Raw genomic sequence first — 13215 nt, 5'->3', positions numbered from 1 at the left:
CATGTTTTTCGGCAAGCTGCTGCCCCGAGAGGGCAATTTCTTCGAACTGTTCAATGAGCACGGCACGCAGATCGTGGAAGGCGCGCGCGCCTTCATGCTCATGATCCAGAACTACAACGACCTCACGCTGCGCGAGAAGTACGCGGCCGAGGTCGACCGCGCCGAGCACCACGCCGACCGCGTCACCGCCGAGGTGAACAGGCTGCTGCATCGCACCTTCATCACGCCGATCGACCGCGAGCAGATCCACGGCCTGATCAACGCGATGGACGACATCCTGGACCTGCTGCAGGACTCCAGCGAAACCATGCAGCTGTACGACGTGCGCTCCATCCCCGACGAAGTGCTGCGCCTGGGCGAGCTGTCGGCCAAGTGCTGCGAACGCGTCAAGCATGCCGTCACGCTGCTGCCCAAGCTGAGCCAGCCCGAAACGGCCGAAGCCGCCATCAAGGCCTGCGAGGAGATCGACAAGCTCGAGTCCGACGCGGACCGCGTGATGCGCGCCGCGATGTCCAAGCTGTTCCGCGAACAGGAGGACGTGCGCGAGCTGATCAAGCTCAAGGCGATCTACGAGCAGCTGGAGTCCATCTCCGACCGCTGCGAGGACGTCGCCAACCTGATCGAGGGCATCGTCCTCGAGAATTCCTGATCCGGTCGCGGAGCGTCTCCCATGGGAACGATGCACGTGGCCTTCTGGGTCGTGGCCATGCTGGTGGTGCTGGCCGTCGCCTTCGACTTCATGAACGGCTTCCACGACGCGGCCAACTCGATCGCGACGGTCGTGTCGACCGGCGTCCTCAAGCCGCAGCAGGCCGTCCTGTTCGCGGCCTTCTTCAACGTGATCGCGGTGCTGTTCTTCGAGCTGAAGGTGGCCGCCACGATCGGCAAGGGCTCGATCGACGCGACCATCGTCGATCACCACGTGATCTTCGGCGCGCTGATCGGCGCGATTGCCTGGAACGTGGTCACCTGGTTCTACGGCATCCCGTCGAGCTCGTCGCACGCGCTGATCGGCGGCCTGATCGGCGCGGCGATCGCCAAGGCAGGCACCAAGGGCCTGATCATGAGCGGCATCGGCAAGACGGTGCTGTTCATCTTCGTCTCGCCGCTGCTGGGCTTCCTGCTGGGCTCGCTGCTCATGGTGGCGGTGGCGTGGCTGTTCAGACGCAGCTCGCCGCTGCGCGTGGACAACTGGTTCCGGCGGCTGCAGCTGGTCTCGGCCGGGCTGTACAGCCTGGGCCACGGCGGCAATGACGCGCAGAAGACCATCGGCCTCATCTGGATGCTGCTGATCGCCTCGGGCTACGCGGGCGCAGGCGAACATTCGCCGCCGTCCTGGGTCATCGTCGTCTGCTACCTGGCGATCGGCATGGGCACCATGTTCGGCGGCTGGCGCATCGTCCGCACGATGGGTCAGAAGATCACCAAGCTCAAACCGGTCGGCGGCTTCTGCGCCGAAACCGGCGGCGCCATCACGCTGTTCCTGGCGACCGCGCTCGGCATTCCCGTGTCGACGACGCACACGATCACCGGCGCCATCGTCGGCGTGGGCTCGACGCAGCGCGCGTCGTCGGTCCGCTGGGGCGTGGCGGGGAACATCGTCTGGGCCTGGATCTTCACGATCCCGGCCTCGGCGTTCATCGCCGGGTTGTTCTACTGGATCAGCTTCACGCTGTTCTGAGCGCGGCGCGCTACTGGCTGATCTCGCGGGCGGCTTCCACCTGCGATTCGAAGTAGCGCTGCGCCGAGAAGGCGATCGTGGCCATCAGGCAGGCGCCGCCGACCATCAGGCATGCAATGACGCCCAGGATCGGCAACCAGCCGGTCTTGCGCAGCACCCCGCGGTTGAAGCGGTCGGCCCAGCGTTCGTCGGGCATCAGGCCGTAGACGATGCCGGCCAGCATGCTCTGGGCGATCATCAATCCGAGCAGCGGGATCAGGAACCAGGCGGTGACGTCGTCCTGGCCCAGCGTGTCCATGCGATGCACGCCGTACAAGCCGAGGAGCGTGGGCAGCGGGTGCAGCCAGGCCAGCTTGTCGCCGAACCCGTGCAGATAGAAACGGTGCGCCCCGAGGCTGCCGAGCGCGAAGCTCAGCCAGGTGGCGACGGTCTTGGACTTGAGGTCCGCCCCGCCGCCGGCGTCAGGGGCGACGGCGCTCATGCGGCCGGGGTCTCGGCGGGCGCGGAGGGAGCAGCCGGCGAAGCGGTCGCGGCGGCGGTCGCTGCGGTCGCTCCGGTGGGCGAACTGGTGTCGCCCTGACCCAGTTGGCGTTGCATCAGCACGACATCGAGCCACTTGCCGAATTTCCAGCCGGCGGACCTCATGACGCCGACGTCCTCGAAGCCGTGGCTGCGGTGCACGCCGATCGAACCGAGGTTCTGCGAGTCGCCGATCACCGCGATCATCTGGCGCGCACCCGCGGCTTCGCAGCGGGCGATCAGTTCGGCCAGCAGCAGGCGGCCGACGCCCTGGCCCTGGGCCTGGGGCGAGAGGTAGATCGAGTCCTCGACAAAGTAGCGGTAGGCCAGGCGCGGACGGAAGTAGTTGGCGTAGGCGAAGCCGAGCACCTGCCCGTCGCGCTCGGCGATCAGGTAGGGCAGGCTGCGGCTGAGCACCTCGGTGCGGCGACGGCCCATCTCGGCGCGGTCGGGCACATCGGTCTCGAAGGTGCCGGTGCCGTGCAGCACCGCATGCTCGTAGATCTGCTGGATGGCGGCGATGTCACCCTCCAGGCTGGGGCGGATCAGGAGGGGGGAGGAACTGCTGGTGGTCGTCGTCATTGGGGGAGGAGGACAAAGCGTCAAACGCGAGTTTATAATGCTTGGTTTTGGCGCTGGCCCCTGGGTGTGGCTGTCACGCTTCGAAGCTCCCTGAAACGGAGCATGCGGGCGAAGGACGGACCGGGGGCGTATCTACGGAGCCAGCTGTCGACCTGCCGTTGGGAATCGATGCGCGACGCACGCGTACCCTACGAAGAGTCGATCCAATCTCTGCTTGCCCCTGTGTGTCTCCCTGGTGCGGTGGAACGCTCAAAACCTGAAGGATAGATCATGGTCGTTATTCGACTCTCCCGCGGTGGCTCCAAGAAGCGTCCGTTCTACAACCTCGTCGTGACGGACAGCCGCAACCGCCGTGACGGCCGCTTCATCGAGCGCGTCGGTTTCTACAACCCCGTGGCCACCGGCAATGCCGAAGGCCTGCGCGTCGCGCAAGACCGCGTGGCCTACTGGGTCGGCACCGGCGCCCAGCTGTCGCCGGCCGTCGCCCGTCTGGTCGACGTGGCCAAGAAGTCGGCTGCCGCTCCGGCCGCCGCCGTCGCTGCCTAATCCTCCGGATCGCAGTCGATGAAGCAAGCGCCTGACGACGTCGTCGAGAGTTCCCCGGCTTTCCCGGAGGACGCCATCGAAGTCGGGCGCGTGCTGGACGCCTGGGGCATCAAGGGCTGGCTGAAGATCCTCAGCCATTCCCCGGATGCCCAGGCGCTCTTCGCCGCTCGCCGCTGGTTCATGAAACCGAGCGAGAAGGCATTGCCGGGCAAGCCGCATGTCGTGCCCCCCGTGCTCAAGGTCCTGTCCGTCCGCGACCACGCGGACGGCATCGTCGCCCAGGTTGAAGGCCTGGCCGACCGCAACGGTGCGGAGGCGCTCAAGGGCGCCCGCATCTTCGTCTCGCGCAGCGTGTTCCCGGACACCGCCGAGGACGAGTTCTACTGGATCGACCTCATCGGCATGAGCGTCGTCAACAAGGACGGCCAGACGCTGGGCGAGGTGATCGACCTGATCGACACCGGCCCGCACTGCGTGCTGCGCATCCTGCCCGCCGGCAAGACCGCGCCGGTCAAGCCGGACGAGGAAATCCTGATCCCGTTCGTGAACGCGTTTGTCGGCGATGTCGACAAGGCCGCGCGCGTCATCCCGGTCGACTGGGACCTGGACTACTGAAGCCGCCGGGCCTGGCCGGGCCTGATGCCCATGCGCTTCGATGTTCTCACGCTGTTCCCTGAGCTCTTCGACCCGTTCCTGAGGGTCGGCGTGACGCGTCGCGCGTACGAGAGCAAGCAGGTCGACGTGCGCCTGTGGCAACTGCGCGATCACGCCGAGGACAACTACCGTCGTGTCGACGATCGCCCCTTCGGCGGCGGCCCCGGCATGGTGATGCTGGCCGCGCCGCTGGAGCGCGCATTGGCCGCGGTGAAGGCCGACCGCGCAACGACGCATCCCGGTGCGCCCGCCGTGATCCATTTCAGTCCGACCGGACGCAAGCTCGATCAGGCGCTGGCCCAGGAGCTGGCGCAAGGCGAGGGCGCCATCCTGCTCTGCGGCCGCTATGAAGGCATCGACCAGCGCGTGCTGGACCGTCACGTGACGATGGAGATCAGCCTCGGCGATTTCGTGCTGTCCGGCGGCGAACTGCCGGCCATCGCGATGCTGGATGCGATCGCCCGCCTGCAGGACGGCGTGCTGAACGACGCCGCCTCGCACCAGCAGGACAGTTTTTCCGACGGGCTGCTGGACTGCCCGCACTTCAGCCGTCCGGAAGTCCTGGAAACGCCGGAAGGGCCGATGCCGGTGCCGCCGGTGCTGCTGTCCGGCCATCACGCCGAGATCGCCCGTTGGCGCCGCGAGCAGTCGCTGGCGCTGACGATGAAACGCCGGCCCGAGCTGATCGAGGCCGCTCGCCGCGACGGCAAGCTCGACAAGAAGGACGAGAAGTTCCTCGCCTCCCTGCAGGCTGCGCCTGGCAAGGCGCCCCGCAAATAGCGCGGTGGTGCGGGCGAAGTTTGACGATCGTCCAACCCCGTCTATAATCTTCGGTTTTCCGATCCTCTACTGGGCTGATGGGGCAAGGGCGGTGCTTTGACACCGTTGGTTGAATCCCCACGCGGGCGGCGCCGAAGAATTCCTTCGAAGGTGTCCTGTCCTGGAATCATCCTGATTCGCGCCGGCAAGATCACAGGAGATCCTCGTGAATCTGATCCAGACCCTTGAGCAAGAAGAAATTGCTCGCCTGAACAAGACCATCCCCGCATTCGCTCCTGGCGACACGGTGATCGTCAACGTGAACGTCGTCGAAGGCACCCGCAAGCGCGTGCAGGCCTACGAAGGCGTCGTGATCGCCCGCCGCAACCGCGGTCTGAACTCCAACTTCATCGTCCGCAAGATCTCGAGCGGCGAAGGCGTGGAGCGTACGTTCCAGCTGTACAGCCCGCTGATCGCTTCGATCGAAGTGAAGCGCCGCGGCGACGTCCGTCGCGCGAAGCTGTACTACCTGCGTCAGCGTTCGGGCAAGTCGGCGCGCATCAAGGAAAAGCTGGCCTTCAAGACGGTCGCCTGATCCTCGGCTTCAGCCACCCCCCAAGCCGCTCCAAGGCCCTGCCCGGAGCGGCTTTGTCGTTTCTGGCGTCCAATCGGGGCTTCGCGCCTCGGGCGCCCACGAACAAGTCCGGCGCACCGGACGCTCCTGCCGCATGCCGACGCTTCCCTCCAGCCGTCCCGCCAGCCGCCCCGCCATCCAGGATCCCCGCGCCATCCCCGTCATCGGCACCGATGCGCATCTCCCCGCCGTCCCGCGCGAGCATCTGACGCCCGCCGCCCTGCGCGAGCGCTTCCTGCATCCGACGATGCTCGAGGCAGAGCTTCCGGGCGATGGCGGCATCTTCCCGGGCCGCACGACGACGCAGGCCGCGGTGCTGATCCCGCTCGTGGAGCGCCCCGGCGGCCTGCACGTGCTGCTGACGCAGCGCACCGCGCATCTGCGGGACCACGCCGGGCAGGTCAGCTTCCCCGGCGGCCGCGCCGAACCGGAAGACGGCTCGCCCGAACGCACCGCGCTGCGCGAGGCGGAGGAGGAAATCGGCCTCGACGAGCGCTTCGTCGACCTGATCGGCCAGCTCCCTGTCTACCGCACGGTGACGGCCTACGAGGTCACGCCGGTGGTGGGGCTGATACGTCCGGGTTTCTCGCTGCGCCTGGATGCCTTCGAAGTCGCCGAGGCGTTCGAGGTGCCGCTGGATTTCCTGATGAATCCCGCGCACCACCAGCGCCACACCTATGAACTGGAGGGGGCCGACGATAGCGGTCCCCTGAAGGGTCGTCGCCAGTTCCTGTCGATGCCGTGGACGGGGCCAGGTCTTGCGGTGTCGAACGCGGACCCCGATGTCACGCTGACGTCGGACGCCTCGAAGGAGTTTTTCATCTGGGGCGCGACCGCGGCGATGTTGCGCAATCTCTACCGCTTCCTGCAGGTCTGACCTTTGGTGACGGGACCAGGGCGGACCAACCCCCGTCGAAGGGGGTGAGGGCCGCTATCATCCCGGGCCATGAACTTCTTCGCGGTCTTGCTGGCGCTGGTGTGCGAGCAGCTCAAGCCTCTGCCGCACGGGAACCCGGTCCACCAAGGCATGATCGCCTGGGTGCGCTGGACCGGGCGCAACTTCGACGCGGGGCGGTCGCACCATGCGGCCGTCGTGTGGACGATCACCGTCGTCGGTCCGGCCCTGCTCGTCGGGGCGATCTATGCGCTCGTCCGTCCGTACAGCCTGCTGCTGTCACTGGCGATGGATGTGCTGGTGCTCTATCTGACGCTTGGGTTCCGCCAGTTCAGCCACTACTTCACCGACATCCGTGACGCGCTGGAGCGTGGCGACGAGCTCGAAGCCCGCCGACTGCTGGCCGAATGGCGTCACCTGGACGCGAGCGAACTGCCGCGCACCGAGCTGCTCAGACACGTGCTGGAACATTCGCTGCTGGCGGCGCACCGGCATGTGTTCGGCGTCTTTTTCTGGTTCGTGCTGTTCTCGACGCTGGGTCTGGGTCCGGCCGGGGCCGTGCTGTACCGGATGGCCGAATTCGCCGGCCGCTACTGGGCCTTCAAGAGCCGCACGCTGGACGCGCCGACCAACGAGCGCCTGATGGTGCTGTCGCGCAAGCTGTTCGGGATGATCGACCACATCCCCGCGCGCCTGACGGCGACCGGCTTCGCCATCGTCGGCAACTTCGAGGAGGCGGTGAGCTCCTGGCGCCGGGACTCGACGCTGTGGGCGCATGACAACGAGGGCATCATCCTGGCGTCCGCCGCGGGCGCGGTCGGCGTGCAGCTGGGCGGCAGCGCGGCGCCTGGCGTGACGCCGGACCGCAGCAAGACCTTCGAATCCGGCGGCGACATGGACGCGACCAGCGCCGAAGGGTCCACCGGCGGTGTCCCGCCGCAGCTGGGCCATCTGCAGAGCGTCGTCGGCCTGGTGTGGCGCTCGGTGGTGCTGTGGCTGCTGCTGCTGGCGCTGCTGACGCTGGCCAACCTCGTCGGCTGACCGGGCCTGCACTCAGGCGTCTCGCACATCGGCCAGCACCTGCTGGCCGAAGTCGTTTCTGGCGAGGAACTTCAGCACCTGGCGTGCGGTGTCGTCCGCGCTGGCGAGCTGCCCTTCGGCCTTGAACGCGGCGAAGCGATCGCGATCCGGGAACTTCGACGCGTCGCCGCCGCGCAGTTGCGCCTGCATGTCGGTGTCGATGATGCCGGGCGCCAGCGAGACGACGCGCGCGGCGCGTTCGCCCTTGGCCGCCTTGTGTTCCTCGTCCAGCGCCATGGCGCGGCTGAGGTTGTCCATGCCGGCCTTGGCGGCGCAGTAGAGCGCGCTGCCCGCCATGGCGCGGCGGCCCAGGCCGGACGAGATGTTCAGCACCTTGCGATCCGCCGGCCACGCGCGGGTGGCGTCCAGGAAGGCGGCGCTCAGCAGCACGGTCGCCTCGAGGCCGACGCGCAGCGCGCCGGACAGCCTCTCCAGTGATTCGCCGTCGATGGGGCCGGGCGTCGTGACGACGCCGGCGTTGTTGATCAGCGTCGCCGTGGACCAGTCGCCGGGCTGCGTGCGCAGCCAGTCGGCCAGGTGCTGGGCGATCGTCAGCGGATGGGCCAGGTCGGCCTGCCATTGCTGCAGCGGCAGGCCGCGCTCATGGGCGAAGCGTTCCAGTGTCTCGCTGCGCCCGCGGGCGATGCCGACGACCAGATGGCCGGCCTCGAGCGACTGGCGCGCCAGGGCCTCGCCCAGACCGCGCGAGCTGCCGGTGATGACGATGAGGGAACGAGGCCGGGCGGCGTCGTCGAAAGCGGTCGTGGACATGGGAAACGCTCCTTGATCGGATGACGGGTGTGCGCCTGTCGCGCTCAGAACGCGGGCGGCGAATGCAGTGACAGCGCCGGCGCGGCCAGCACCGCCGGCAGGCGGAGGTCCCGCGCATGCAGCAGCAGGCGGGGCGCCTGCGCGAGGACCTCCGGCGGCGCATACAGCGCGTCGCCGAGGATGGGATGGCCGGCGGCCAGCAGATGCACGCGCAGCTGATGCGAGCGGCCGGTGACAGGCTCCAGCTCGACGCGCGTGGTGCCCGCGACGACATCGCGGTGCAGCACGCGCACGCGGGTCAGGCTGGGCTTTCCGCGCTCGTGATCGATCATCTGCCGCGGCCGGTTCGGCCAGTCGACGATCAGCGGCAGGTCGATCTCGAAGCTGTCCTGCTCGACGAGGCCGGCGACGACCGCTTCATAACGCTTGTCGACGAGTCTCGCGGCGAAGGCTTCGCTGAGCGCGCGCTGCATCGCCTCGCCGCGTCCGAAGACGATCAGGCCGGAGGTCGACTGGTCCAGGCGATGCACGATCAACGCGTCCGGGAACTCGGCCGCCACCCGTGCCCAGGCGCAGTCCTGCTTGTCCTCGCCACGGCCAGGAACGGACAGCAGGCCCGACGGCTTGTCGACGATGACGCGCCACGCATCGGCATGCCGCACGGGCTGAGGGAGCGAGCGCGGGGGGCGGGAGGGTTGGAGCTTCGACGCCTGCATCGGCGCATTGTCGCGTCGCCCGTCGCGGAGACCTCAGAACTGGTGGATCCAGCCCGACTGCAGCGCCGATTGCGGATTCGATCCGGCGGCGGTGACCGCGTCGAGCGCCTCGGCCGCCGGCGTACCGAGCCGCTTCAGCACGCACGCGGCCATGGTGCCGGTGCGGCCCATGCCGGCGGCACAGTGCAACAGCACGCGGTCGCCCATGCGCAGCCCCTGCGCGATGTGCTCCACGCCCTGCCGGAAGGCCCCGCTGTCCGACGCGAGTCCGAAATCGCGCATCGGCACGTGCAGCCAGCGGAAGGGCAGGCGGCCTTCGGCGATCGCCTTGTGATACGAGGGCGAAAGCTCGGCGACTTCGTCGAGCGGGTTGAGGCACACCACCACGTTGAGCTGGTTCAGGCGCGCCTCGTCGAGGAAGGCGCCCCAGGACTCGCGGCGGCCCGGCATCGACTGCAGCCACAGCCGGCCCGGCGTGGCGTCGGGGAGGGGGAGGGGTCGGAAAGCCATGACGCCGATTGTCGGGTCTCCCTGTTGATCAAGATGTTAATCAACTAAAAGTTTATTAATTTGAGAGGCGGAGCGATCATGCGGCCACACGACAGCAAGCAGAAGGGCGCGCCATGATCAGGATCCAGGGACTCGACCACCTCGTGCTGCGCGTGCGCGATCTGTCGGCCGCGTTGCACTTCTACGTGGACCTGCTGGGTTGCACGGTCGAGCGGCGTCAGGAGGAGATCGGCCTGGTGCAACTGCGCGCGGGGGCGCAGTTGATCGACCTGGTGCCGCTGGACGGCAAGCTGGGGCGCATCGGAGGCGCGGGACCCGGTGTGGAGGGGCGCAACGTCGACCACTTCTGCCTGCGCGTCGAGACGCTCGACGAGCCCGCCCTGCGCCGCTGGCTGACGTCGCGGGGCGTCACCGTCGATGCCTACGGCTCGCGATACGGCGCGGACGGCGAAGGTCCGTCGCTGTACCTGTTCGATCCGGACGGCAACGTCCTGGAGCTCAAGGGCCCGCCGTGGCCGGCGGGACTGCATGAGGCGTTGGACCAGTCGGTGAAGTTCGGCCCGATGTACGGCACCGAGGCGCTGCCGCTCTTCAACCATGTGCCGATGGCGCTGGGCGCGCTGGCCCGGCTGGACGCGCCGCGCGAGGCGATGCAGCGCCACCTCGACCATTGGTCGCCGCTGTCGCGGCCAGCGGACGACGACGGCGTGCCGCCGCCGCGCGTCGAGGACGCGCTGTGCCGCGTGCTCGCCGCGCCGGAGGCGCAGGCCTTTCATGTCGCGATCCGGCTCGCCTACGCCTTGCAGTCGGGGCATCGCGGGGAACTCGATGCGGCGCTGAAGACGACGATCGGCGTGGAGAGCCCGCTCGGCGCGCCGGCGCCCGCGGGGCAGGGCCGGGAGCGCCTGCGCGACGTGATCGACGCCGTGCGCGCCGATCCCGCGCTGGCGATGCCGCCGATGCCGGGCACGCTGATCACGACGCGGATGCGACGCGCGCTGGCGTTGCCGGGCTTCGACGGGTACGTGGCGCGTCCCTGGTTGACCCTGGACGCGCTGGCCGAGGCCTCGCTGGCGGCCTATCTGTCGCGGCACCAGTTCGCCTCGCTGCATCTGGTGACGGGCACGCACGCGGTCCGCGTGCTGCTCGAAGCCGCCGTCTCGCGCGGCGTGGACATCGACGAGGGCCAGGTCTTGCGCAACGTCTGGCGTGCGTGGCTGGGCACCTACCTGTCGGAGAGGCGGCCCGCGCCGGCCTGGGCGCTGGTGCATGCGGGCCACGCGACGGAAGATGACTGGACCCGTGAACTGCCGTCGCTGCACGCGTCGATGAACGATCACCGCATCAAGGTCGCCGACGCCGCGCGCGAGGAGTGGCGCCATCGCGGCTGGCCCGGCTATGCCCTGTGTCTGCGGCGCGAAGGGGCCGCACAATGAGCGCCGTGCTGCCCACCTCCGAGTCCTCAGAATCCGCCGCGACGGCCGGTGCGACCGCAGCCGCGGCCACCGGCGCGACGGCGTCCGCCGCGGCCTCGCCGGCGCCGCTGCGTCATCCGCATCTGCTGCTCTGGGCCGTCTGCGCGCTGGCGTTGATGAGCACCGCCGGCGTCGCGTTGCCGTACCCGATCCTGGCGCCGATCTTCGTCGGCGGCCCGGTCGACGGTTTCACCCATTTCCTCGGGCTGCGACCCGAGCTGCTGATGGGCCTGGCGCTGGCGGTGAATCCCGCCGGCATCCTCGTCGGCAGCCTGGTGATCGGGCCGATGTCCGACCGCTACGGGCGGCGTCGCGTGCTCAGCGTCACCATCACCGCGACGCTCGTCGGCTACGGACTGAGCGCCTTCGCGCTGGCGTCGCGGGACTATCCGCTGTTCGTGCTGTCGCGTTTCGCGACGGGGCTCACCGAAGGGAACGTCGCCGTCGTGCGCGCGCTGCTGGCCGACTGGCATCCGCAGCTGGAGCGCACGCGCAGCTTCGCATGGCTCAACGCGAGCCTCTACATCGGCTGGCTGGTCGGACCGCTCCTCGGCGGCCTGACGCTGCCCTGGGGCGAGGCGGTGCCGTTCATCGTCGCCGCGGTCGTGATGCTGCCGTGCCTGGTGCTGCTCGGCTTCGGCCTGCCCGACGATCGTCCGGTCGCGAAGCCGGAGGGCGGCATGCTCGCCGCGATGCGGCGTCAGCAGTCGCTGGGACTGATCGCGCAGGACCCGGTGCTGCGTCACCTCGCGCTGCTGCAGCTGGCCTACACGCTGGGCGTCAACGCGCTCTACGAATTCGCGCCGCTGTGGATGCTGCAGCAGGCCGGGCTGGACAGCCGAGGCATCGCGCTGGTCACCGCCGTGCAATGCGCGGCGATGACGGCGGCCAGCATCTTCGCGGCGCGCATCGGCTCGGGGCCGACGCCGCTGCACCGGGCGGCGCGTTTCGCGGTCGTCGCGGCCATCGGGCTGCTGGCGCTGAGCCTCGCGCCGTCGTGGATGGGGTTGGCATTGATCCCGTTGCTCGGGATTCCGCTGTCGTTCTACAACGCGCTGATGCCGGCGTGGATGTCGGATCGCTTTGCGGCGTATGGACAAGGCCGCGTGATGGGGCTGCTGACGACGGTGTTCTGCCTGTCCAATACCTTGATCGCGCTGATCGGCGGCGCGCTGGGCATGCTGTCGGCGCGCTGGATCATGCTGCTGGGCGGGACGATGTGTCTGGGTGCGGCGATCGGCTTCATCCGTTTCGCGAGGCGCCATTCATGAGCCAGGGCAACGAGGAACGGCTGCTGTTCGAGCTGAAGAGCCGCGGGCCGCAGGCGGCGGCGGCGCTCGCGGCGACCGTCGCCATCACGCCGATGGGCGCGCACAAGCTGCTCGCGCGGCTGGAGGAGCAGGGGCTGGTCGAAGCGCAGGACGACCAGCGTGGCGAGGCCGGACGGCCGCGCAAGCTGTGGTCGCTGACGGCGGCGGGGCACGGGCGCTTCCCGGATCGGCATGCCGATCTCACCGTGCAATTGATCCAGCAGGCCCGCGCGGTCTTCGGCGAGGCGGGGCTCGATCAACTGATCCTGGCGCGCGAGCGCGACAGCGAGCTGCGCTACCGCGCGGCGATGGACCGCTGCCGGACGACCGGCGACCGCGTGCGCGAACTCGCGCGGCTGCGCGCCGAAGAGGGCTACATGGCGCGCGCGGAGCGCGTCGGCAAGGACTGGCTGCTGGTGGAGGATCACTGCCCGATCTGCGCGGCGGCGCAGAGCTGTCAGGGCTTCTGCCGCTCGGAGCTGGCGCTGTTCGAGCGCTGCCTCGGTCCGGGTCTCGCCGTCGCGCGCACCGAGCATCTGCTGGCCGGCGCGCGGCGTTGTGCTTACCGGATCCGCGCGGTGTAGTGGGTCAGGACACGATGTACGCCGCCGCTCCGGTGGCCAGCAATCGTCCCTGTTCATCGGTGAACGCCATGCGCGTGTTGGCGACGCGGCTGCCCAGGCGCATCACCTCCGCTTCACAGCGGAACATGGCTCCGATGGCCGGGCGCAGGTAATCCACGCGCAGGTCGATGGTGCCGAGCTTGGCGAAGCGCTGCAGCCGCTGCTGCGGCGGCTCGTCGAGATGACGCGCGCCGATCGCCGCCATCACCGCCAGGCCGCCCATCGAATCGAGCGTCGCGCTGATCACGCCGCCGTGCAGCCGGTTGTGGGCGTAGTGCCCGACCAGCTCCGGCCGCATGGGAATGTGCGCCCGCACGATCTCGTGCCGCAGCTCGTCGATCTTCACGCCGAGCAGCTGGTTGAAGCTGATCAGCTGCTCGAAGATCTCGCACAGCGCGGTGGTGAACTCGGGCTCGAAAGGGCTGTTCACGTCGGTCTTCACGTCGGTCATGGGCGCGGA

The 13215-nt window shown here is 68.8% G+C and carries 16 protein-coding genes and 1 pseudogene; 11 read left to right on the top strand and 6 right to left on the bottom strand.

The features are described 5' to 3' along the window. Position 1: 1 nt before the first annotated feature. Both PV762_RS19200 and PV762_RS19195 read left to right on the top strand, forming a co-directional pair. Positions 2–649, top strand: coding sequence for a DUF47 domain-containing protein (locus PV762_RS19200; protein WP_421036597.1), 648 nt, complete (start codon positions 2–4; stop codon positions 647–649). Positions 650–670: 21 nt separating this feature from the next. Next, positions 671–1681, top strand: a complete 1011-nt coding sequence (locus PV762_RS19195) for an inorganic phosphate transporter (protein WP_421036596.1) — start codon at positions 671–673, stop codon at positions 1679–1681. 10 nt (positions 1682–1691) lie between these two features. Here PV762_RS19195 and PV762_RS19190 read toward each other — a convergent pair whose 3' ends face one another. After that, a complete protein-coding gene (locus PV762_RS19190) occupies positions 1692–2162 on the bottom strand; it encodes an NINE protein (RefSeq protein WP_421036595.1) in 471 nt (156 codons plus the stop codon). After that, a complete protein-coding gene (locus PV762_RS19185) occupies positions 2159–2782 on the bottom strand; it encodes a GNAT family N-acetyltransferase (RefSeq protein ID WP_421036594.1) in 624 nt (207 codons plus the stop codon). Before PV762_RS19185 ends, PV762_RS19190 begins: the two co-directional genes overlap by 4 nt. 270 nt (positions 2783–3052) lie before the next feature. Here PV762_RS19185 and rpsP point away from each other — a divergent pair, with 270 nt between their 5' ends. The 6 genes from rpsP (at position 3053) to PV762_RS19155 (ending at position 7311) form a co-directional block, all read left to right on the top strand. Then, complete coding sequence (gene rpsP, locus PV762_RS19180; protein ID WP_088405407.1) at positions 3053–3328, top strand: 30S ribosomal protein S16; 276 nt, start codon at positions 3053–3055, stop codon at positions 3326–3328. Between the two features lie 18 nt (positions 3329–3346). Next, entirely contained in the window at positions 3347–3943 is a 597-nt protein-coding gene (gene rimM, locus PV762_RS19175) for a ribosome maturation factor RimM (RefSeq protein ID WP_421036593.1), read from the top strand. 30 nt (positions 3944–3973) lie between these two features. Further along, on the top strand, positions 3974–4762 hold the full coding sequence (gene trmD / locus PV762_RS19170) for a tRNA (guanosine(37)-N1)-methyltransferase TrmD (RefSeq protein WP_421036592.1): 789 nt from the start codon (positions 3974–3976) through the stop codon (positions 4760–4762). Between the two features lie 205 nt (positions 4763–4967). After that, positions 4968–5336, top strand: a complete 369-nt coding sequence (rplS, locus tag PV762_RS19165; RefSeq protein ID WP_421036591.1) for a 50S ribosomal protein L19 — start codon at positions 4968–4970, stop codon at positions 5334–5336. Positions 5337–5469: 133 nt separating this feature from the next. Beyond that, complete coding sequence (locus PV762_RS19160) at positions 5470–6252, top strand: NUDIX hydrolase (RefSeq protein WP_421036590.1); 783 nt, start codon at positions 5470–5472, stop codon at positions 6250–6252. 69 nt (positions 6253–6321) lie between these two features. Further along, positions 6322–7311, top strand: coding sequence for a CobD/CbiB family protein (locus PV762_RS19155; RefSeq protein ID WP_421036589.1), 990 nt, complete (start codon positions 6322–6324; stop codon positions 7309–7311). 12 nt (positions 7312–7323) lie between these two features. Here the strand turns inward: PV762_RS19155 and PV762_RS19150 are convergent, their stop codons facing one another. From PV762_RS19150 to PV762_RS19140, 3 genes are read right to left on the bottom strand one after another with little or no spacing between them, the layout of a single operon-like run. After that, positions 7324–8121 carry an SDR family NAD(P)-dependent oxidoreductase gene (locus PV762_RS19150; RefSeq protein WP_421036588.1) on the bottom strand — a complete coding sequence of 266 codons (798 nt, stop codon included), beginning with the start codon at positions 8119–8121 and terminating at the stop codon, positions 7324–7326. 44 nt (positions 8122–8165) lie between these two features. Beyond that, on the bottom strand, positions 8166–8837 hold the full coding sequence (locus PV762_RS19145; RefSeq protein ID WP_421036587.1) for an RluA family pseudouridine synthase: 672 nt from the start codon (positions 8835–8837) through the stop codon (positions 8166–8168). A gap of 33 nt (positions 8838–8870) precedes the next feature. Beyond that, a complete protein-coding gene (locus PV762_RS19140) occupies positions 8871–9347 on the bottom strand; it encodes a protein-tyrosine phosphatase family protein (protein WP_421036586.1) in 477 nt (158 codons plus the stop codon). A 113-nt stretch (positions 9348–9460) separates the two neighbouring features. Here PV762_RS19140 and PV762_RS19135 point away from each other — a divergent pair. The 3 genes and pseudogenes from PV762_RS19135 to PV762_RS19125 all read left to right on the top strand — a co-directional run. Next, a pseudogene (locus PV762_RS19135) lies at positions 9461–9868 on the top strand (VOC family protein); the annotation flags it as partial. 911 nt (positions 9869–10779) lie between these two features. Further along, positions 10780–12093: an MFS transporter gene (locus PV762_RS19130; protein ID WP_421036585.1), complete on the top strand. Its 1314-nt coding sequence runs from the start codon at positions 10780–10782 to the stop codon at positions 12091–12093. Then, positions 12090–12716, top strand: a complete 627-nt coding sequence (locus tag PV762_RS19125) for a helix-turn-helix transcriptional regulator (RefSeq protein ID WP_421036584.1) — start codon at positions 12090–12092, stop codon at positions 12714–12716. Before PV762_RS19130 ends, PV762_RS19125 begins: the two co-directional genes overlap by 4 nt. A gap of 4 nt (positions 12717–12720) precedes the next feature. Here the strand turns inward: PV762_RS19125 and PV762_RS19120 are convergent, their stop codons facing one another. Next, on the bottom strand, positions 12721–13206 hold the full coding sequence (locus tag PV762_RS19120) for a thioesterase family protein (protein ID WP_421036583.1): 486 nt from the start codon (positions 13204–13206) through the stop codon (positions 12721–12723). Between the last annotated feature and the right edge of the window lie 9 nt (positions 13207–13215).

This window comes from Mitsuaria sp. CC2 (assembly GCF_048957715.1).
Taxonomy (GTDB): domain Bacteria; phylum Pseudomonadota; class Gammaproteobacteria; order Burkholderiales; family Burkholderiaceae_C; genus Roseateles.
This window is presented reverse-complemented; position numbering and strand designations above follow the sequence as displayed.